A 19,225-nucleotide genomic window follows, 5' to 3' on the forward strand; every position below is an offset into this window, starting at 1 on the left:
CCAACGACCTTTCGACACACCTAACACGACTTGAAGTTAATTGAGCGGTTTACAGCGCTACAAGGTTGCTTGGTGACCTTCGATATAGAAGCTAATGCTCAAAACAATGCCCGCTGTGGCGCGGATCGGAAGACGCATATTAGCTCGGAGCAAGGCGTTTCACGGCAGGTGAGTGGGCTCGTCGAGAACAATGCGTTAACGTGATCGTGCTCGGTATTCAGTGCATCATTTTCGATCTGAACGGCTTCAATTTAAAGTCGGTCTGTCATCGAGTGCGTTTTGCTGTACCCGACCTATTCGAGATCGAGTACAGCAATTCGCCGGCTCCCTAGACTTGCCGCAAGCCGCCGTCGACGCATAGTTCCGCACCGGCGATGTAGCTCGCATCATCGCTCAACAAGAACAAGGCGGCCGCAGCTACTTCTGAAGGCCGCGCCATACGACCCATCGGGATCGGAGTAACAATGGCCGCACGCGTGTCTTCCGCGACAGCAGCCATCATGTCCGTATCCGTTGGGCCGGGTGCAACGACATTCACCCGAATACCTTTGGGTGCGAGTTCTGCTGTCCAGGTTCTGGCATAGGATCGAACGGCCGCTTTGGTTGCGCAGTAGGTTCCGTAACCCGCGTAACCCGCGTTGCCGGCTATGGACCCGACGAGGACGACCGAGCCGCCTTCTGTCATTGCGGGAAGAGCTGCCTGGAGGCCGAACACCATTCCGCGGACGTTGACGTCGAAGTGGCGGTCGAAGTGCTCTGTCGTAATCTCGGCGACCTGCGAAGGCTCGGAAAGACCTGCGTTCAGAACAAGTGCGTCGATACGGCCGTATGCTTTGCGCACATTTTCGACAGCAACGACCATGTTTTCCGGAGAGCTTGCGTCAGCGGTAATACCGACCACACCATTGCCGATGTCTTTGGCCGCCTTTTCGGCATCTTCACCTCTACGACTGGTGATGAAGACATGTGCGCCTTCGGCAGAAAGTCGTTCTGCAATAGCCAGGCCGATACCCTTCGCGCCGCCGACGACCAAAGCCACCTTGTTAATCATTCGAGCCATCGTAAATCCTTTCACTGAATGGTCTCGTTATGATATACGTTGGATATCTGATATCAATTACGCACCTGGAATAGCCTAGATATGGACGAGTATACCGACCTTGAAACTCTCTCTCATCGCGCGCTTTGCGACATGGCGCAGGTTCGTCCTGTGCTCGACAAGATCGCTGACAAATGGACGATCCTGATACTGACAGTGATCTGTCCGAAACCTGCGCGCTTCAACGAACTCAAGCGGCGTCTCGATGGCATCACTCACAAGGCTCTGGCCGATGCCCTGAAGAGACTTGAGCGGAACGGTCTTGTCACGAGGACGGTGCTACCAACGCAGCCGATCGGCGTGGAGTACGCAATTACTCCGCTAGGCCATTCCCTGCGGGAGCCGTTTGAAGCCCTGTGTGCGTGGGCAGCGGCCAATGGCGACAAGGTCGAGGCGGCCACGCTACACTATGAAAACACGGGACATCGTCGCTGACAATGTTGCTGTGTCCACTTTAAGGGCGCAAGCTGCCCTTTGCCCCGTTGCAGGTCAATGGAAGTTCCTCGACTTGACCTTGAGCCTATCGATATGGAGGTCAGGGATATAGATGTCTCGGGTCGGCGTCACGGGCTTCGTGTTATCGCGTGGGTCAGGCCCGCTTCCGTGCTTCGCCCCATCCCCACGCCCATGCGGCAGCGGGAAGTCGCCGCCTAGCTCGCCGAGGCTTGCGAGGTCGCTCGAGAAGTCGAATAGGCGCTGGGAGACGAGATGCACGACCTCGCCCTCGCGCTGTATCCTGCCATGGATCGCCATCATCGAGGCCGACATGACGATCCGCCGCTGTTTCTCGAACAAGCTCGGCCAGACCACGGCGTTGACGATGCCCGTTTCGTCTTCCAGTGTCAGGAACATGACGCCCTTGGCGCTGCCGGGCCTTTGTCGGACGAGGACGAGGCCTGCCGTCCACAGCCATCGCCCGTCGCGCTCCGCCATTGCCTGGGTGCAGGTAACAATTCGCTTTTTCTTCAGCTGCGGGCGCAGGAAGGACACAGGATGTGACCTTAAGCTGAGACCGGTATGGGAGTAGTCCTCCACGACCTCCCTGCCCTCGGTCATCGACTTAAGCGCCACTTCGGGTTCCTGCATCTCGGCGACGACCCTTGCTTCACGCTCGGCCGCGGCCGCCCAAAGTTCGAGCGGCTCGTCGCGCAGCGCCTTGATGTCCCAGAGTGCTTGACGCCGTTCCAGCTTCAACGAGGCTAAGAAGGCATCAGCCTCCGCGAGCTTGACGAGCGACGCCGTTGGCACGCCGGATCGCCGCCACATGTCATCGGCACTCTCGAACGGCTGGTCGGCTCGGGCAAGAACGATCCTCGCAGCATCATTGAGCGGCAGCCCCTTCACGACCCGCATCCCGAGCCGAACTGCAAAGCGGCCGGGCCTTCCGGTCTCCTCCATCGTGCAGTCCCAGCGAGACCGATTGACACAAACGGGCCGCACCTCGACGCCGTGGTTCCTGGCGTCCTGGACTATCTGCGCGATGGAATAAAAGCCCATCGGCTGGGAATTGAGGAGCGCCGTGCAAAACACATCCGGATGATGGCACTTCACCCAGGAACTTGCATAGGCAATGAGAGCGAAGGAGGCGGCATGGCTTTCGGGGAAGCCGTAGGAGCCGAAGCCTTCGAGCTGGGTAAAGGTGCGCTCAGCAAAGTCTTGGCGGTAACCGTTTTTGACCATGCCGTCGACGAGCTTGTCCTTGAACCTGGAGACCCCGCCTGTGAACTTGAAGGTGGCCATGGCACGCCGAAGCTGGTCGGCCTCGCCCGCACTAAATCCCGCACAGACCATCGCGACCTTCATTGCGCTTTCCTGGAAGAGCGGCACGCCGAGCGTCTTGCCGAGCACCGCCTCCAGCTCCGGCGTCGGATATTCCACTTTCTCCTTACCTTCCCGCCGACGGAGATAAGGATGCACCATGTCACCCTGAATCGGACCGGGCCGCACGATGGCAACCTGGACGACGAGGTCATAGAAGGTCCGGGGTTTAAGTCTTGGCAGCATCGCCATCTGGGCGCGGGACTCGATCTGGAAGGTCCCGAGCGTGTCGGCCTTCCTGATCATCGCATAGGTCTTCGGGTCCTCCTGCGGAACATCAACCAGGCCCATCGGCTCGTTCTTGTGCTCGGCCAAAAGTTCAAAGGAGCGCGCCATGCAGGACAGCATGCCGAGCGCCAAGACATCGACCTTCATGAACTTCAGCGCGTCGATATCGTCCTTGTCCCATTCCACCACCTGGCGGTCGTCCATGGCGGCGGGCTCAATAGGAACCAGATCATCCAGCCTGTCCTGCGTCAGCACGAAGCCACCGGGATGCTGTCCAAGATGGCGTGGCGTGCCCATCAGTTGCGAGGCAAGGTCAAGCGCTAAGCGCAGCCGGTAGTCGGACGCGTTCATGTTGTTCTCGGCGAGCTGCTTATCCCCTATACCATCCTTGGACCAGCCCCAGACACCAGAGGTCAGTTGACCGATTAGGTCCTCTGGCAAACCCAGCGCCTTGCCGACATCCCGCAATGCGCCCTTGGTTCGGTAGCGGGTGACGGTGGAACAGAGGGCCGAGCGCGAGCGGCCATAGGTCTCGTATATCCACTGGATGACCTCTTCGCGCCGGTTGTGCTCGAAGTCGACATCGATGTCTGGCGGCTCGTTGCGCTCGGTGGACACGAAGCGCTCGAACAGCAGGTCACCCGTCTCCGGATTGATCGAGGTGATGCCGAGACAGTAGCAGACGGCGGAGTTTGCCGCTGAGCCCCTGCCCTGACAAAGGATGTTCTTCGACCGGGCAAAGCGGACGATGGAGTACACGGTCAGGAAGTATGGCGCGTAGTTCATCTTCCGGATCAGGTCGAGTTCGTGCAGGATCGCCTTACGAACCTTGTCCGGGATGCCTTCCGGATACCGCTCGGCGGCTCCCTCCCAGGCAAACTTAGCGAGCGACTGCTGGGCATCCAGGCCAGGCACGATAGCTTCCTCGGGATACTGATACTGCAACTCGCTCATGTCGAAGCGACAGCGCGCGACGATCTCGCGAGTCCTTGCCAGCGCTTCTGGATAGTCGGCAAACAGGCGGTGCATCTCTTCAGGCGCTTTGAGGAAACGATCGGCATGCCGCTCACGGTCGAAGCCGACGCTGTCTATGGTAGTACGGTTGCGGATGCAGGTGACGATGTCCTGGAGTTGGCGGCGGCCGGGCTCATGGAAGAGCACGCCGTTGGTCACCACCGTTTTCACCTTGTGGCGCTGCGCCAGGTTCGACAGGTTGTGGAGGCGCAGCCGGTCATTCGGGCGACGCCGCAGGCAAAGCGAGACATAGGCCCTATCCCCGAAGATCGCCGCCAGTTTGCGGAGCTGGCCTGCATAAACATCGTCGGCTTCATCGGGAACGAGGATCGCGATTAGGCCTTCGCTGTAGGTCTCGACATCGGAGAGGTCTAGGATGCATTTGGCCTTGCCGCCACGGCTTTTGCCGAGCGTCAGCAGGCGAGTGAGCCTGGAATAGGCGGCCCGGTCCGTTGGGTAGACGAGCAGAGACATCCCGTGGGTGAGGTCGAGACGACAACCGACCACCAGGCGCACACCAGTGGTCTTGGCTGCCTCCCACGCGCGAACGATGCCAGCCAGCGAGTTGCGGTCGACGACGCCGATGGCCTCGATGCCCAGCACCGCCGCCGTGGCAAACAGTTCCTCCGCCGAGCTTGCGCCCCGCAGAAAGGAGAAATGCGTCGTCACCTGGAGTTCTGCGTAGCGCATCATCCGCCCCTAACCAAAGATGCCGTGCAGGAACCACTTGTGCGAGCCCGTCCCGATGTCGACACCGTCGCCAGCGCGAAAGACCCAGAGCCGCTCACCCTGCTCGTCCTCGACCACGAAGTAGTCGCGCACCGCCTGCATCTCGCGCGGCCGCAGCCACCATTCGCCGAAGATACGTTCCGGCCCATCGGCACGGACGATGCGGCGGCGCTTGCCTCGCCAGGTCAGGACCACCGGCGGCTGGTCAGGCAGCACGGCCATGGTCTCGATCTCTTCCGGATAAGGCAGCAAGCGTGACGGCCTTGGCCATTTGGCGGCCCAGTGAGCACCGGTCTCGATTGCCGTCGGGCCAATACGCTGGATGGACCGTTCGGGAACGTCGGATGCCAGAGGCGCGATGCGATACAGGCGTTGTCCCCGGTTGCCGAGGATGTCGACAAGCGGCGTCACATCCACCACCTCCTCCTCGACCAGAGCGCTTGTGACCTGCTTTTCTTCCAGCGGCTCAGCGATCACCGCCACCAGCACCAGCCGCTCGATACCAAAGCCCGGGTCGATCTTCTCGATGCGGTCGCAGAGCAGCTTTACCAGCTGTGCCGGATCACGCACGGGCTTGGCGAGCCCTGCTCGAAGACATTGGCGGGTGTTGTCAACACGGTGGATGATGAGATCGGAGCGCCGGACACCCAGCCCCCGCTCCTCAAGCTTCGCCGTCAGTTGTGCCACCAGCCGCCGGACATATTTGGCAATGGTTTCTGCCGCACCGATGGGCTCCTGGAAGTTCCTGGCTACCTCCACCAGCTCCGGCGTGCGCAGTGGCTCAATGGGTTCTGCGAGACGACCGAAGAGCTGATCGAGGCGGCGACCGACTTCTGAACCAAAGCGCAATGTCAGTGGCGCTTGCGGCAGTGCCGACAGCTCGCCAACGGTCTCCACTCCGAGCACGCGCAAAGCCCGGATCGTGTCGGGGCCAAGCCGCAGACAGTGGATCGGAAGCCCGATGACTGCCTTCGTCACGTCGCCTCGTGGCACCACCACCGTCTCGGCGCTTGTTAGCCGCGCCAGTGCATGGGCTGCGCCCCAGCTGTCGGCAACAGCGGCACGGGCGGTCAGGCCCCTGCCGCGCAACCCATTGACGATGCCGGAGATCAGCAGTTCTTCGCCGCCCTGCAGGTGATCGGCTCCTTCCGTATCCATGACGATGCCATCAACACCATCCACGGCAACAACCGGGGAGTACCGACGTAGCGCCCATAGCGCCAGCCGCTCGATGGCTGCGCCATCGGCGAGCGGATCGGCATCGACCATCTGGAGGTTGGCAACCATGGCCTGCGCCTTGCTGGCGGGCATGCCGACCTTGAGCCCAAGCTTGCGGGCAGCCGTGTCGGCCGCCGATATCCAGCGCTTCGAGCCGCTCCTTGCAATCACCACCAGCGGCTGGTCAACCGGCCCGGCTCCGTCGCCATGCCGACGTATCCGATCCGTCGGCAGATACGGGAAGTAGATGGACACGACCCTTGGCATCACAGGCTCCTAACTCGAATTCAGCACACTCGCCTGCTTTTACGCGCATCAGTTCCGCCAGCCACCGCGCCCGTCCAACGCCTGCAACGGGCAAGGCCTCGGACGGCAGAACGCTGATGCGCCAGCGTGTGGTGGAGGCTGTCGGCTGCCCATAGTCGGAGGCCTCCGTCTGCCGCCGCCACCTCCTGACCACCAATCCCATCGTCCCCGTCTTCTCGGCAGCCAGCTGCAGGCGACGAGACGCCGTCATCGGCAACCTCACCAGCTCCCCGACAACCGCCGCCAGTCCCCCAAAGGACAGGCCTTCTTCCATGGAAGCGAGCACGTCTTCTTCCCGGTCCGCCTCGCAATAGATGACGCGGTCGGGGTGAAGCCCTGCCTGTGACAGCGCTGGCGCAAAGAGGTCCGGCCGGGTCAGGCACCACAGCACCTTGCCCTTTGACCGCGCCGCTATTCCCGCAGCAAAGAGGGCAGCGGCTGCGCCATCCACCGTCCCTGATCCGCCACCTGCAACCTCATGCAAGGCACCATAGGCAAGCCCGCCGCCTGGCAGACGCTCATCGATATCGGGCACACCGAAGGGCAGGATGAGCGCCTTGCGCGACACGCTGCCTTCCAGATGGGCGATCCGGTCTCTAAGCTCCTCGACAACTCGTGAGGTCTGGGCATGCGACATCGTTCACGACCCTCCTCAAGGTTCGCGTGGCACAGGACTTCATGTCCCAAGAATGTTGATGTTCTGTTTCTGTTCCGCTACGAAAGAAGAGTCAAGCGGAGTCAAACAGGACACTATCTCGGCATTTTAGCGCCCGTGAAGATTCATGCTGCTGAATCAGCTTGGTAGATGGCCCGCAGTGCTCTCCAAGACTCCAGAAGATTTTTTGCTGGTCTTCATTTGGACACTGAGGACTTTTGAATTGCCGATGCGAGGAAGGACATGACAAGGAGAAACCCAAAGCCCTTGGACCTGAACGCGACGCTGCGGCAGGTGCGGGACATCGTGATCACAGTTGAATGCGCGGCCTGTGGCCGCTCGGGCCAGCTTGACCGCGCTATTCTCCTGACGAAGCATGGAGCGGCCGTCACCTTTGCGCGGTTGCGCAGGATGGCGGCAATGGGCTGCGACCGCCTGGTGAGCCTCGATGGCGACCGCTGCCAAACACGCTTTCCGTGCCTGGACGGGGAAAGCATAGTCCGATGATCGACGCGATGGACGGAGAAGAGGATTCAGCCGAGGAGCCACAGCCAAGTGCCGTTGGCGTCCGGAAGATTATCCATGTCGACATGGATGCTTTTTACGCCTCCGTCGAGCAGCGAGATAATCCCGAACTTCGTGGCAAGCCTGTGGCTGTTGGGCATGGAGAGGCGCGCGGTGTCGTTGCGGCGGCAAGCTATGAAGCGCGCAAGTTCGGTGTCCACTCCGCCATGGCATCCGTGACGGCACTGAGGAAGTGCCCGGACCTCATTTTCGTCCGACCACGGTTCGACGTCTACAAGGCAGTGTCGATGCAAATCCGCGAAATCTTTGCCGAATACACGACGCTAATCGAACCACTCTCCCTCGACGAAGCCTATCTTGATGTCACGCAGAACTTGAAGGGCCAAGAGATCGCGACCGAGATCGCGCAGGAGATCAGGGCGAGGATCAAAAAAGTGACAGGGTTGAATGCGTCGGCTGGCATCTCCTACTGCAAGTTCCTCGCCAAGATCGCTTCCGACCTCAACAAACCGAACGGCCAGGCGGTGATCACACCAAAGAACGGGCCCAAGTTCATGGAGGCGCTGCCGGTCAAGAAGTTCCATGGCGTGGGACCAGCAACAGCCGAGAAGATGCACCGGCTCGGCGTCGAAACAGGCGCCGACTTGAGGTCAAAGTCTCTGGAATTCCTGGTCCAGCACTTCGGTAAGTCTGGCCCGTACTTCTATGGCCTGTCACGCGGGATCGACGAGCGCCAGGTCCGGTCGAACCGGGTCCGCAAGTCGGTGGGGGCGGAAGACACCTTCCGCAACGACATCCATAGCCTCGATGCGGCGGAGGCGGAGATCATTCCGCTGATCGACAAGGTCTGGCGCTACTGCGACGCCAACGACATCCGCCCACGGACGGTAACGGTCAAGATCAAGTATGCCGACTTCAGGCAGGTCACCCGCAGTCGGTCGGCAACTGCGCCGATCTCTTCGGCCGCAAGCATCCAGGACATCTGCCAGGCGGTCCTGGCGAGCGAGTTTCCGAGCGCCAAGGGCGTTAGGCTGTTAGGCGTCACCCTTTCGTCGCTTCAGCGATCAGGCCCTGAGGTCGCCAGTGAGCAGTTCGACCTGGGCCTGTAAGGCAAGCAGGCGAAAGAGGCGTTCTTGCGGATTCATCTTTAGAGTCATGAACATGGCGACGCCTAGCTGCTGAGGCCGCGCAACTCCTGAATCAACCTAAGAGCCGAAACTCCTAAACCCTTGAAATTAGATTCATTTCGAGTCGGAACGAATCACTTCGATTCCGATTGAGTCGCTGGTCAAGTGATTCGGAGTACAGCGTAATGGCAGGTCATCGTGCACAGTGGAAGGGCTTCATAAAATTCGGTGAGGTCTCCGCCGGAGTAGCTCTCTACACGGCGGCATCTACATCCGACCGGATCACGTTCAATACGATTAATACGGAAACCGGGAACAGGGTGAATCGCGGCTTCGTGGACAGCGAGACGGAGGAACCAGTTCCGAAAGAAGCCCAGACCAAAGGCTTCGAAATTGAGAACGGCCAGTACATCATCATCGACCCCGAAGAGGTCGCGGCTGCCATACCCGAGAGCAACAAGACGCTCGAGATCGAGGCATTCATACCCTGCTCTGATGTCGACGACGTCTACTTCGACAAGCCGTACTATCTCACCCCGGACAAAATGGGATCCGATGCGTTCGCCGCGTTACGCGACGGAATGCGCAAGTCCAAGGTCGCAGCGATCGCCCGCACAGTGCTGTTTCGAAGGATGCGGACGGTCTTGATACGGCCGCATGGCAAGGGCCTGATCGCCACCACCCTGAACTACGATTACGAAGTCCGGTCGTCGAAAAAGGCTTTCGACGATATGCCGAAGCTGAAGATCGAAGGCGAGATGCTCGATCTTGCCAAGCACATCATATCCACGAAGAAGGGCGAGTTCGACCCTGCTTCGTTCGATGATCGGTACGAAGCTGCCCTCGCCGAGATGGTGAAAGCGAAGATCGACGGCAAGGCGCTGCCGAAGCGGAAGGCGGTCGAGGTTTCAAAGCCGAACGATCTGCTCGCCGCTCTTCGTGAGAGTGCGGGCATGACGAAGGCCGCCGAGGACAAGCCGAAGCGCACCGCGGCCAATGCCAACAAGGGCGAAGGCAGGCAACGCGCCGCGCGCGGGGCTGTCGCAAAGACCGCTTCTTCGAAGGCTGCCCCGCAGCGCAAGGCGAGCTAGGAGATAGACCATGGCGTTACGTCCCTACTGGAAAGGCTACCTCAAGCTCTCGCTGGTCACCTGCCCGGTCAACATGACTCCGGCGACCTCGGAAAGCGAAAAGGTCCGCTTCCATACCCTTAATAAGGAGACAGGCAATCGCGTCGTCTCCCAGTATATTGACTCAGTGACGGGCAAGCCTGTCGAAGACGAGAACGAGGCAAAAGGCTACGCCCGCGGCGAGAACGACTACGTGATCCTGACCGACGACGATCTCGACGCCGTGGTGTTGGACACGGTGAAGACGATCGACATCCAGAAGTTTGTCCCTTCTGACAGCATCGAGTGGGTCTACCTTGAGAAGCCCCATTACCTGATGCCCGACAACGCCGTCGGCAACGAGGCCTATGCAGTGATCAGGGATGCGATGAAGGCCGACAAGGTGGTCGGCGTGTCGAAGCTCGTCATAGGCCGCCGAGAGCGTGCCGTCGTGCTGGAACCCCGCGACGAAGGCATCGTGCTGTGGTCACTCCGCTTCGGCGACGAGGTCCGGCCGGAGCAGAGCTACTTCGAGGATATCGATGACGAGGCCGATCCGGATCTTGTTCCGCTCGTCCAGTCGCTCATCAAACAGAAATCAGCGCGCTGGTCGCCGGACATGGTCAGCGATCCTATCCAGGAAAGCCTGCTGAAGCTCATTGCCGAAAAGAAGAAGGCGCTCAAACCTGCGAAGAAGTCGGCAAAGTCCAAGGAGACGGCTGCGCCGGCTTCGAACGTCATCAACATCATGGATGCGTTGAAGAAGTCCCTCTCCGACGAACTGAAGGGCCGAAAGGCGGGCTGACATGCTAGACGACACCGAGATCACGCTTTGCGAGCCAGCGCCTGCTATCTATTTCGAGAATGGTCGGATGGTCGTGACGGATCGATCCAAGTTATGGTTTGTCATCGTAACCTGTGAAGCGATGAGGGCTACCGCTAATCCGCCGGAGAAGTCGCTGAGACGACTGGTCCGATACTCTGAGTTCTACCGCGAACTTGCTGCAGATGCGATTCGGCGCGGAGAGGATGTCGACGGCAATGTCTGGGTCCGTGAGAGCGATGTAGTCCGTGCCCGACCCACTCATCTGGAGGCAGGTTTGCATCAACGAGTGACGGCTCGACTGTGAAGTCCGGCTCTACTTTATTCGCCGGACAGCCGCATCACCGCTACTGAGGCTGAATAAAACTGGATGGACGACAGGACCTCGCAGTTAGCGTGCGTAATGGCAAAGGCAGCTATTCGCCATCGCCTGATAGTTCGATCAACTTCGGGGAGGTCCGATGAACCTTATCCAGATATTACTGCCCCCTGACGGAGAGCAAAAACTTCTAGTTCGCTATCTTTCTACCGCCGTCTTGTTCGCGTCGCTTGCCGTTTGATCAGATGATTAAAGGTAGCAGAACATCAAAGACGGCGAGGCCGTATTTCGACAGCACGATGCAATCCCTTCACGTCAAGTCTCTGAGCTGATTTTGGTGGCGCTCTGCGGTGCAGGGCCCTCCAAAGTAACGCCATCCGATCCACGCATAGAGAAGTAAGCCGCCCCCAACATCAAGATCATCCCGCAGATGTCCAGGATGGTGACTGTTTCACTGTTGAAAACGACGCCAATGGTGACCGCGATGACCGGCGACACAAAGGCGAAGCTTCCCGCTCTTGATCCGACGTCGCGGATCAAGCGCATATAGATCGTGTAGCCGATAAGGGAGCCGAACACGACAAGATATGCCCACGCGGCAAAAGCCTCCCATTCCCAGATTTCGGTAAGCGACGCGGCCGCCCCCTCCTCGAAGATCAGAGACCCTAAAACCAGGACGAGGCCCCCGATCAGGTTTGTCCAAGCAGCTATGTAGGCTGACGACTGAGCCGCCATAAGCGGACGGGCAAGGATAGAACCGAACGCGGATGAGATGGCGGCCCAGGTCACGGCGGCCGCTCCAAGGATTGGCAGCCATGACGTCCCTTCCTCGCCGGCCGAAACTGTGTCGGGAAGAAACAGGATTGATAGCCCTACGACACCAATGGCCACGGCTGCAAATCTTGCTGCGCTCCAAGCCTCCTCACGAAGCCCTATCGCAAAGCAAAGTAGTGCGACGGGAGTCATGGACATCTCGAGCACGGCAGCCGTCCCTGACGAAACGTGGTTCATCCCCCAGAACATTGGTCCGTAGCACAAGGTAATGGAGAGGACGCTCACAATCGCAAGCCTAACGCCGCTCTGCCGGTCGGGAAGCTGTAAGCCGTCACGGCACGACAGTATCACAATCAGCAGGATCCCGGCCGCCGTGAAACGTGTCCCAGCAAACATGACCGCGGGTACACGTTCGATGCCGATCGTGATACCTATCCACGTGGTCCCCCAGATCAGGCACAGTGCCAGGAAGCTGCTCAGATCTCGGTGGAACATCGTTGCAGCCCTGTAACGGTTAAAACTGCTTTATACCGTTTCAACACCATCGAGCAGGTAAGGTTCCCGTGAAGTGGAAATCATCCCAGCCAAACCGATACGCGACCTTCGTCTCCTTGGCGGACACCCGGTGTTGGATTTTGTAAACACGGTCGACAGCCGCCGCGACCGGTGGGGGCCAGATGCGCTACAGACCTGCGGCGATCTGCTCGAGTGGATGTCGAGACTGGAATTAGTATCTGCTGGCTGCTCGATTAGGCTCGCCAAACTGGCCCGCGCTCATCCAGAAGAAGGACGGGAGGCGCTGGACGAAGCTAAGGCGTTACGGGAGGCTATATACCGCGTCGCGCTGTGCGAGATTTCGATGAGCGATGCGGATGCCGCTGATCTTAAGCTCATCGAAGACGGAGCTAAGCGATGGGCGGCAGCCCAAAAGCTTACCCTATCCCCATCTGGCGCAATTGTCTGGTCGCAGGAAATCAGCCACCTAAGCGCAATCACAGCGAGACTGGCATCGTCTGCGGTCGAACTTTTCATTGCACGTGAACACCGCCGCCCAATCGGGGAGTGTCCAGGGCGAGACTGTGGTTGGTTGTTCATCGACCATTCCAAGAGCGGGCGTCGCCGCTGGTGTTCGGACGAGACATGCGGAACAAGCGCACGAGTCCGAAAATATCGGGCCAAGCATTCTTAGCGGTAAGCGGCTGCCGCTGATATAGCCAAGTGCAGTATGCGCTTGAACGATGTATGTCCTTCTGAGAACCTTGCAATGAAGGTACCATAAGATCGAGGGAGCATCTACGGTCCCACGACCGCCTCCGGAGCAGCCCTCAGTTCCTCCACCCCATGCGGTTTCGACAGCAGCGCCGTTGGTGACGCGTCGTTCAATGTTGGACCATGGCCCGCACCCGTCGCAAAGACGATGTCGATGTGCGGCCAGCGGTGGCGCACCTCGCGGCAGAAGTCTTCCCCTGCCATCCCAGGAAGCCCAAGGTCACTGACGACGATATCGATGGCCTCTTCCTCTAGGTGTAAGAGGGCCTCCTCAGCAGATCCAGCCTCAAGCACCTTGCACCCGAGATCGAGCAACATGTCGGCGGTCGACATTCTGATCAAGACATTGTCCTCTACAAGCAGGACCCGTTTTGCACCCACTGTTGTGGGATTATGTTCAGGTGCCGTTTTTACGAACAGATCCCTTACCTGTTCAGCCTGCTTCGTCTGCCTGCCGCTGTTTAGGACCTGCCGGATCTTGCGCGCCATCGCCTCGCGAGAATAAGGCTTTGACAAGAGTTCCACGCCAGGATCGAGCCGGCCGCCATGCACGATCGAGTTCTCGGTGTATCCCGACGTGAACAGGACCGCCAGGTCCGGCATTCTTTCCTTGACCTGACGCACACCCCGCCCGTCAACTGCCCGAGACATTGTCATGGCCCAGATGAACGGCCGCAAGCTTGCAGATGAAGCAAGAGCGTCCAGACCAGGGCTTCCGGTCGTGTTCACCACCGGCTACACTCGCAATGCCGTCGTCCATAACGGTGTTCTCGATCCAGGGGTCATTTTTCTGCAGAAGCCTTCCTCGCTCGGTGAACTGGCTACGAAGCTTCGGGCGGCGCTGGATCAGCAGTAAAGAAGACGCTAAGGCGTTAGTTAGCCTTCCCACACCAACGGTTGACGTTGGTCGCGGCGTTAGCGTGGGCCGTATGGCTTTGTCAGCAGTCCCGTCAGCGGCTGCTGACGGGGCATGTATTCCCCCGAAGCGACCAACTCTTCAATCAAAGCTTTCTCAGACCTACCATTGAGCATGAGTCTGTCGCTGAAGTAGCGTGCCCCTTTAGAAGGTTCAGCGATAGCTCCCAGGAACTAGGTACGGTTCGGATTGACCACCGCCATGTTGCTGCACCATACCTCCGACCGGCTCACCCCGAGTATAAGTTTGGCTGACGCACCCTGCGGCGCAGGCCAACACGAGCATAATGGCAGCAATGCGAATAATGGGCTTCTTCATTGAAAACTCCTTAGCGGGCAAGTACGAGTGAAGCGTGATCATTTAAATGCTGCGCTTGGCACCCTTAGCTCGAAGAAGTGGGAAGCGCCTTGGGTGCTCGCAAGGCCGCCGGGCGCAGACAAAGAGACGGTTCACAAGAAGTTCAATTAGGTCTATATTCTCAGGTTATGGATGCGGGAGCGGAACCGTGAGGTGAAGAACTCGGTTTTCCGGTCATGGGCTTCTTCATAGAGGACAGTAGATCTCTCTAAGACCTGGCGCGAAGGCAGGCAATTTCAGGAACCACCATGCAAAGCGAAGAGACATCTATCGCAATCGACAACCGCAATGACTATAAATTATGGGCAATCGAACGCGCCAAGGAGATAGTAAGTCAACAGGGGACAGGCCTTGCGCTGGCTGTGCGGGATGGAGAAGAGGAGATTATTCGAACGGCTGGAAACGCTCTGGGATCTGCCATTACCGAGGCCCTTATAGAAGTCTTCGACGGGTTGTTATCCGAAGGATAGCTCCTGCTCCATCCTGCCTCGTGGGGGTAGATCTCGTCCGCTCCAGGTATCAACTGGCTCAATCGCTACCCATTCGGGGATGAACGCCCTCTATCGATATCACGCAGCACGTTTTCTCTTCTTGGCCAGCCGCTTGATGGCCTGTTCGAGAGAGCGTTGGCTGTCACAGTAGTCCTCCCATGCATCGCTGCTCTTGATCAAGCCTGGTACGGTCCTGATCGTGAACCGCTTAGGATCAAGCCCTGCCTTCACCTGGCTCCAGTTCAACGGCATCGACACTGGTGCCCCAGGCCTTGCCCGAGGAGACAGAGGAGCAACGGCCGTCGATGTCCGGTCGTTGCGGAGGTAATCGAGGAATATTCGTCCCTCTCGCTGAGCCTTGGACATCTTGATCAGATAAAGGTCGGGATTGTCCCGCGCCATTTCCTGACAAACGTCATGGGCAAAAGCCTTGCCCTCGTCCCAACCGAGTTTCTTTCCTTTCGGAACGGACAGTGGTGTCACCACATGCAGGCCCTTGCCGCCAGTGGTCTTGCAGAAGCTCACGAGGCCCAACTCTTCAAGTCGATCGCGGACTTCCCGCGCTCCCTCGATCACTCTCTCAAAATCAACGTCAGGAGCGGGGTCAAGATCGAAGACCAGCCGACCAGGAACCTCCGGCTGATATGGCTCGCAGTTCCACGGATGTAGCTCCACTCCGCCAAGCTGAGCGATAGCGGCAAGTCCTTCAACCTGATCGATCTGCAAGTAGGGCTTCTTGTCTCCGGAAACCGAGACCAGCGTCAGCAAGTTCGATGTCCCCTGCATGGCATGACGCTGGAAGAACTGCTCGCCACCAATGCCGTCGGGCGTGCGGATGATCGAACACGGTCGTCCCTTGATATGGTCGATCACCCACGGTCCTACAGCTTTATAATATCGCGCCAGATCTACCTTCGTCACCGGCTCACCATCGCCAGCGTCAGGCCACAGGGGCTTGTCCGGGCTGGAGATCAAGACGCCCATCACGTCGACCTTGGCGCCCTTTCGCAAGCTCCTTGGCTTCGGCACCTTAGGCTTGTCTGTTTCCGGGTCCGGGACCTCGACTTCGGCGGGCTCTGCTGGCAAGTCAGCTTCGACCTCCGCCGCTGGCTTGTCCTCTCGAAGGCCCTTGAACGATGCCTGGCGGACCTGGCCATCCGCGGTCCAACCTGCAAACTCGATTTCTGCGACCAAGTCCGGCTTCAACCAAACAATGTCCGGGCTTTTCTTGGGCGCGCTGATGCCGGTGAAGGGAGACTTTGACGCCTTCATCTCCTGAAGCTTTGGCAGAAGCTTGTCGACGACGCTGGCACCATAACCGGTCCCCACGCGGCCGACATAGACAAAGTGATCGCCCCGGTTCACTCCCACCAGCAGCGACCGAAACTTCCCGTTCGTCGTCGCATAGGCCCCAATGACAACCTCGTGCCCGGCGCGACATTTAGACTTCGCCCAGGTGTCGGTGCGGCCGGACTTATAAGGAGCATCGGCTTGTTTGGAAACGATACCTTCCAATGACAGCCGGCATGCGGATTTGAGGACGGCATCGCCCCCAGTCTCGAAATGCTCGACGTAGCGAAGACGCGGATCCTCGCCCGCGTCTGAAAGCAGTGCCGCCAGACGCTCTTTCCGCTCGGTAAGTCGTCGTTCGCGCAGATCTTCTTCACCATCGAACAGGAGGTCGAAGGCGAAGAAGACCAGCTGGTCGGTCTTGCCTTCAGAAAGGGCTGCCTGAAGTGCCGCAAAGTCAGGAGCGCCGTTTTCATCGAGGGCGCAGATTTCGCCGTCGATGATAGCGTCAGGTAAATTGGAAGCAGAGGCGGCGATGGCTGGATATTTCTTTGTCCAGTCGAGCCCCTTGCGAGTTTTGAGCGTTGCTTCGCCGCTGACTACCCGCATTTGAATGCGGTAGCCGTCGAATTTGATCTCGTGCAACCAGCCCGCTGTGGAAGGAGGACGAGTCAATGTCTCGCAAAGCTGAGGCTCTACAAAGTCCGGCATGGCCGAGTTTTGGGGCTGAGCTGGCTTGGCTCGCTTCTGGCCTTTGATCCCAGTGTCGCGTTCCTCGGCAGCCAGTCCGTGGTTACTGTCCCACACCGCATCGGCTTGAACGTCGCCACCCTGCATCATGAACGGTTTTGGCTTCTTGCCCTTCCCGGACGCGATTGCTTCCATCGTCCGGCCGGAGGCGACGGAAGTCGGCTTTGCTTCCAAAATGGCCGCGCCATCCGCTTCAACGGAAGACTCGTCTTTATGCTTGATCAGCAGCCAATTGGTCCGCTTGCCGCCATCCCGGTCGTGGCGCATGCGAACGAGCACGAAACTGCCCTGTAGCCGCTCTCCCTCAAGCGTGAACTTGAAGTCGCCTTTTGCCAGCGCTTCTTCTGGCGTCCTGCTACCTTCCGGTTCCCAGTATCCACGATCCCACAACATGACCGTGCCGCCGCCATACTGGCCTTTCGGGATCGTGCCTTCGAAGTCGCCGTAGTCCAGGGGGTGATCCTCGACTTCAACCGCAAGACGCTTGTCCTTCGGATCAAGGGAGGGACCCCTGGTTACCGCCCAGGATTTAAAGACACCGTCAAGTTCGAGCCGGAGGTCGTAATGAAGGCGCGTGGCGTCGTGCTTCTGTATCACGAACCGGCGTCTGTTGGATGCCTTGACCTGCGCCTCACCACTTGGCTCAGCCGTCTTCTTGAAGTCGCGTTTTTCGCGGTATTTAGACAGATTGTCGGCCATGACGCTTTACGATCCCTATGAAGAACGGATTCCAATGCCGTCCATCGGACATGGTTCCGCAGGCGGATCAGCCGTCATCGCAACTGATCATCGACACCATCCGGACGACGATATAGCGAATTAGGGTGCCCGTAATGATCCAGAGGATCTGCCTCCGTGGATGGACCCTCGGCGAGCACTTGTGCAGTCTTCCTTATGGACCGCCGACTGCGTTACCTGTAGGGCCTGTTACTGATTTCGGAACTCTCAGGCGGTTTAAAGCCGAGACACTCGAGTCAATCTAATACCGTGCATAGAGTTTGGATCTTCCCGCTTTCATCGGGGATGATTTGGAGCCGCGCTTGCCGCAAACAGTCGACGATTTCTCTAATCGCATCTTGCGCAGCAGGGTCATTCATTTCTTGCCCCCAGTCTGCGACAATGCCAACCGCCCCGTCGAAACCTGCTTGGTAGCCCTGCGCAAAATCTCCCTGTGGGGTCGCGGTCCCAGCCGCCTGCTCCGGTACCTTTTGATCCCGCCATGCGACACCTGCTTCCCGTATCCTTCTGAGCGACACGGATATGCCGTCCGCCGCGGCTGATACCGCAGCCCGAGCCGATGCATGACCGGTCATTGTCTCGTGGTAGACCAGAACTGCTCGCTGGACGTCTCTTAGTGCCTGGCGATAGCCGCGAAGAAATGGAGGCATTTGCGACATGATGGACCTGGTGACAAGCTTAATCCAATGAGGCTCAAGCCATTGCGTCACACTGCGTCGACATTGGGTCCGTCGATTGGCCACACGGGTAAAGCTGTATGGCCGACCGAGGAATAAGGTTGCTTGCCCAAGCGCCTGATTACCAGATCGGAGCGGGACCGATCATCCGCTGCAGCTTGATCGCAATGGCTTCCACCGACAGTTTGCCGCTCTTTGCCTCAGGGTAAAGAGCGATCATTGCCGGCAGGACGCGCTGCAATGTCGATATGACGGTCTCGACGGGAGGAAGCCGCCAACCTCTCGGCTTTGATTGGCCAAGTGCCGCCCATTGCTGATGGCTACGCTTCAGAAGCTCTCGCTTTGTCACCCCCTCGTACCGCATCAGTTCCATGGCGATTTGCAGGCTGGATTTTTGGAAACGCTTCGGCAAAGCGTCGTTCAATACCTGCACGACCAAGAGGGCAGACGCCTCCGCGGGATGGCTCGATGGCTCTTTGTCAGCCTCAGGTGTTCGAGGCCCCAATCGCTCCTCTAATGCTGCCTGTAGGATAGCAGCATCTCGCCGAGCGCACTCTCTTTTTACCCTACGCAGATCCGTCTCGTCGAACGGGCCAATCAATTCGTAACCCACCCCCTCCTCCACGACGATGTCATCGGGGTGCGGAAGCACGGTGTCGAGATCCTGGCCGCGCTTGCGAGCCTCGTCCAGAAGATGCTGTTGATGGGCCTTGAACCTGTGCCCGAAGGCCACCTCTTCATCGACCTTCTTCTGTTTAAGCCGTTGCGCCATGTTGATCTGGTAGATGGCATTGCTGATCGAATGTTGCCCACCATTGGCAGCCATCTGCATCATTTTGCGGGTGACAACCTCATCCATCCGCACGGTGTCGGAGCGGCCATTTCCGCTAATGGTGACCTCCCGCGCAGCTTCTTTCAGCAAGGCCTCCTGCAATGGGGTCAGCTTGTCCCGGCTATCGTTTCCATCATTACCCGCGCCGCCGCGTCGGCCTC

The 19,225-nt window shown here is 58.9% G+C and carries 15 protein-coding genes and 1 pseudogene; 8 read left to right on the plus strand and 8 right to left on the minus strand.

From position 1 onward, the window contains the following. Positions 1-328 precede the first annotated feature (328 nt). A complete protein-coding gene (locus E2F50_RS12045) occupies positions 329-1,060 on the minus strand; it encodes an SDR family NAD(P)-dependent oxidoreductase (RefSeq protein WP_133316338.1) in 732 nt (243 codons plus the stop codon). A gap of 81 nt (positions 1,061-1,141) precedes the next feature. Between E2F50_RS12045 and E2F50_RS12050 the strand changes: the two genes are divergently transcribed. After that, complete coding sequence (locus tag E2F50_RS12050; protein WP_133316339.1) at positions 1,142-1,534, plus strand: winged helix-turn-helix transcriptional regulator; 393 nt, start codon at positions 1,142-1,144, stop codon at positions 1,532-1,534. Between the two features lie 54 nt (positions 1,535-1,588). Here E2F50_RS12050 and E2F50_RS12055 read toward each other — a convergent pair whose 3' ends face one another. From E2F50_RS12055 to E2F50_RS12065, 3 genes are read right to left on the minus strand one after another with little or no spacing between them, the layout of a single operon-like run. Continuing rightward, on the minus strand, positions 1,589-4,849 hold the full coding sequence (locus E2F50_RS12055) for an error-prone DNA polymerase (protein ID WP_133316340.1): 3,261 nt from the start codon (positions 4,847-4,849) through the stop codon (positions 1,589-1,591). Positions 4,850-4,858: 9 nt separating this feature from the next. After that, positions 4,859-6,373, minus strand: a complete 1,515-nt coding sequence (locus tag E2F50_RS12060; RefSeq protein ID WP_133316341.1) for a Y-family DNA polymerase — start codon at positions 6,371-6,373, stop codon at positions 4,859-4,861. After that, positions 6,291-7,049, minus strand: a complete 759-nt coding sequence (locus E2F50_RS12065; protein ID WP_133316342.1) for an ImuA family protein — start codon at positions 7,047-7,049, stop codon at positions 6,291-6,293. The genes E2F50_RS12060 and E2F50_RS12065 overlap by 83 nt, the downstream gene beginning before the upstream one ends. A gap of 285 nt (positions 7,050-7,334) precedes the next feature. Between E2F50_RS12065 and E2F50_RS12070 the strand changes: the two genes are divergently transcribed. From E2F50_RS12070 to ku (E2F50_RS12085), 4 genes are all read left to right on the plus strand, one after another. Next, positions 7,335-7,574, plus strand: coding sequence for a hypothetical protein (locus E2F50_RS12070; protein WP_342635719.1), 240 nt, complete (start codon positions 7,335-7,337; stop codon positions 7,572-7,574). A gap of 8 nt (positions 7,575-7,582) precedes the next feature. Then, positions 7,583-8,701 (plus strand): DNA polymerase IV, encoded by a 1,119-nt coding sequence (gene dinB / locus E2F50_RS12075; protein WP_133316436.1) that lies wholly within the window; start codon positions 7,583-7,585, stop codon positions 8,699-8,701. Between the two features lie 203 nt (positions 8,702-8,904). Then, complete coding sequence (gene ku, locus E2F50_RS12080) at positions 8,905-9,810, plus strand: non-homologous end joining protein Ku (protein WP_133316344.1); 906 nt, start codon at positions 8,905-8,907, stop codon at positions 9,808-9,810. A gap of 10 nt (positions 9,811-9,820) precedes the next feature. Next, positions 9,821-10,633 (plus strand): non-homologous end joining protein Ku, encoded by an 813-nt coding sequence (ku, locus tag E2F50_RS12085; protein ID WP_133316345.1) that lies wholly within the window; start codon positions 9,821-9,823, stop codon positions 10,631-10,633. 652 nt (positions 10,634-11,285) lie between these two features. Here the strand turns inward: ku (E2F50_RS12085) and E2F50_RS12090 are convergent. Further along, positions 11,286-12,239, minus strand: a complete 954-nt coding sequence (locus E2F50_RS12090; protein ID WP_133316346.1) for an EamA family transporter — start codon at positions 12,237-12,239, stop codon at positions 11,286-11,288. 130 nt (positions 12,240-12,369) lie between these two features. Between E2F50_RS12090 and E2F50_RS23675 the strand changes: the two genes are divergently transcribed. Beyond that, complete coding sequence (locus E2F50_RS23675) at positions 12,370-12,933, plus strand: CGNR zinc finger domain-containing protein (RefSeq protein ID WP_425375385.1); 564 nt, start codon at positions 12,370-12,372, stop codon at positions 12,931-12,933. A 104-nt stretch (positions 12,934-13,037) separates the two neighbouring features. Here E2F50_RS23675 and E2F50_RS23540 read toward each other — a convergent pair whose 3' ends face one another. Beyond that, a complete protein-coding gene (locus E2F50_RS23540) occupies positions 13,038-13,670 on the minus strand; it encodes a response regulator (protein ID WP_133316348.1) in 633 nt (210 codons plus the stop codon). On the opposite strand from E2F50_RS23540, the pseudogene E2F50_RS12105 reads away from it, so the two are divergent. Together E2F50_RS12105 and E2F50_RS12110 are read left to right on the plus strand one after the other, a co-directional pair. Beyond that, positions 13,660-13,869, plus strand: a pseudogene (locus E2F50_RS12105) (response regulator); the annotation flags it as partial. The gene E2F50_RS23540 and the pseudogene E2F50_RS12105 overlap by 11 nt on opposite strands. Positions 13,870-14,534: 665 nt before the next feature. Next, the gene (locus tag E2F50_RS12110; protein WP_133316350.1) at positions 14,535-14,756 is read left to right on the plus strand and encodes a hypothetical protein; all 222 of its coding nucleotides are present in this window, start codon (positions 14,535-14,537) and stop codon (positions 14,754-14,756) included. 99 nt (positions 14,757-14,855) lie between these two features. Here the strand turns inward: E2F50_RS12110 and ligD are convergent, their stop codons facing one another. Together ligD and E2F50_RS22945 are read right to left on the minus strand one after the other, a co-directional pair. Next, entirely contained in the window at positions 14,856-17,516 is a 2,661-nt protein-coding gene (ligD, locus tag E2F50_RS12115) for a DNA ligase D (RefSeq protein WP_133316351.1), read from the minus strand. An 837-nt stretch (positions 17,517-18,353) separates the two neighbouring features. Further along, a partial coding sequence (locus tag E2F50_RS22945) for a hypothetical protein (protein ID WP_161974101.1) occupies positions 18,354-19,225 on the minus strand: 872 nt, incomplete at its 5' end.

It is taken from the genome of Rhizobium deserti, assembly GCF_004358025.1.
GTDB classification, from domain to species: domain Bacteria; phylum Pseudomonadota; class Alphaproteobacteria; order Rhizobiales; family Rhizobiaceae; genus Neorhizobium; species Neorhizobium deserti.

Bases quoted from the DNA above. Each gene is read 5' to 3' on its own strand.
- E2F50_RS12045 (WP_133316338.1), bottom strand. From the start codon at position 1,060: ATGGCTCGAATGATTAACAAGGTGGCTTTGGTCGTCGGCGGCGCGAAG.
- E2F50_RS12050 (WP_133316339.1), top strand. From the start codon at position 1,142: ATGGACGAGTATACCGACCTTGAAACTCTCTCTCATCGCGCGCTTTGC.
- E2F50_RS12055 (WP_133316340.1), bottom strand. From the start codon at position 4,849: ATGCGCTACGCAGAACTCCAGGTGACGACGCATTTCTCCTTTCTGCGG.
- E2F50_RS12060 (WP_133316341.1), bottom strand. From the start codon at position 6,373: ATGCCAAGGGTCGTGTCCATCTACTTCCCGTATCTGCCGACGGATCGG.
- E2F50_RS12065 (WP_133316342.1), bottom strand. From the start codon at position 7,049: ATGTCGCATGCCCAGACCTCACGAGTTGTCGAGGAGCTTAGAGACCGG.
- dinB (WP_133316436.1), top strand. From the start codon at position 7,583: ATGGACGGAGAAGAGGATTCAGCCGAGGAGCCACAGCCAAGTGCCGTT.
- ku (WP_133316344.1), top strand. From the start codon at position 8,905: ATGGCAGGTCATCGTGCACAGTGGAAGGGCTTCATAAAATTCGGTGAG.
- ku (WP_133316345.1), top strand. From the start codon at position 9,821: ATGGCGTTACGTCCCTACTGGAAAGGCTACCTCAAGCTCTCGCTGGTC.
- E2F50_RS12090 (WP_133316346.1), bottom strand. From the start codon at position 12,239: ATGTTCCACCGAGATCTGAGCAGCTTCCTGGCACTGTGCCTGATCTGG.
- E2F50_RS23540 (WP_133316348.1), bottom strand. From the start codon at position 13,670: ATGACAATGTCTCGGGCAGTTGACGGGCGGGGTGTGCGTCAGGTCAAG.
- E2F50_RS12110 (WP_133316350.1), top strand. From the start codon at position 14,535: ATGCAAAGCGAAGAGACATCTATCGCAATCGACAACCGCAATGACTAT.
- ligD (WP_133316351.1), bottom strand. From the start codon at position 17,516: ATGGCCGACAATCTGTCTAAATACCGCGAAAAACGCGACTTCAAGAAG.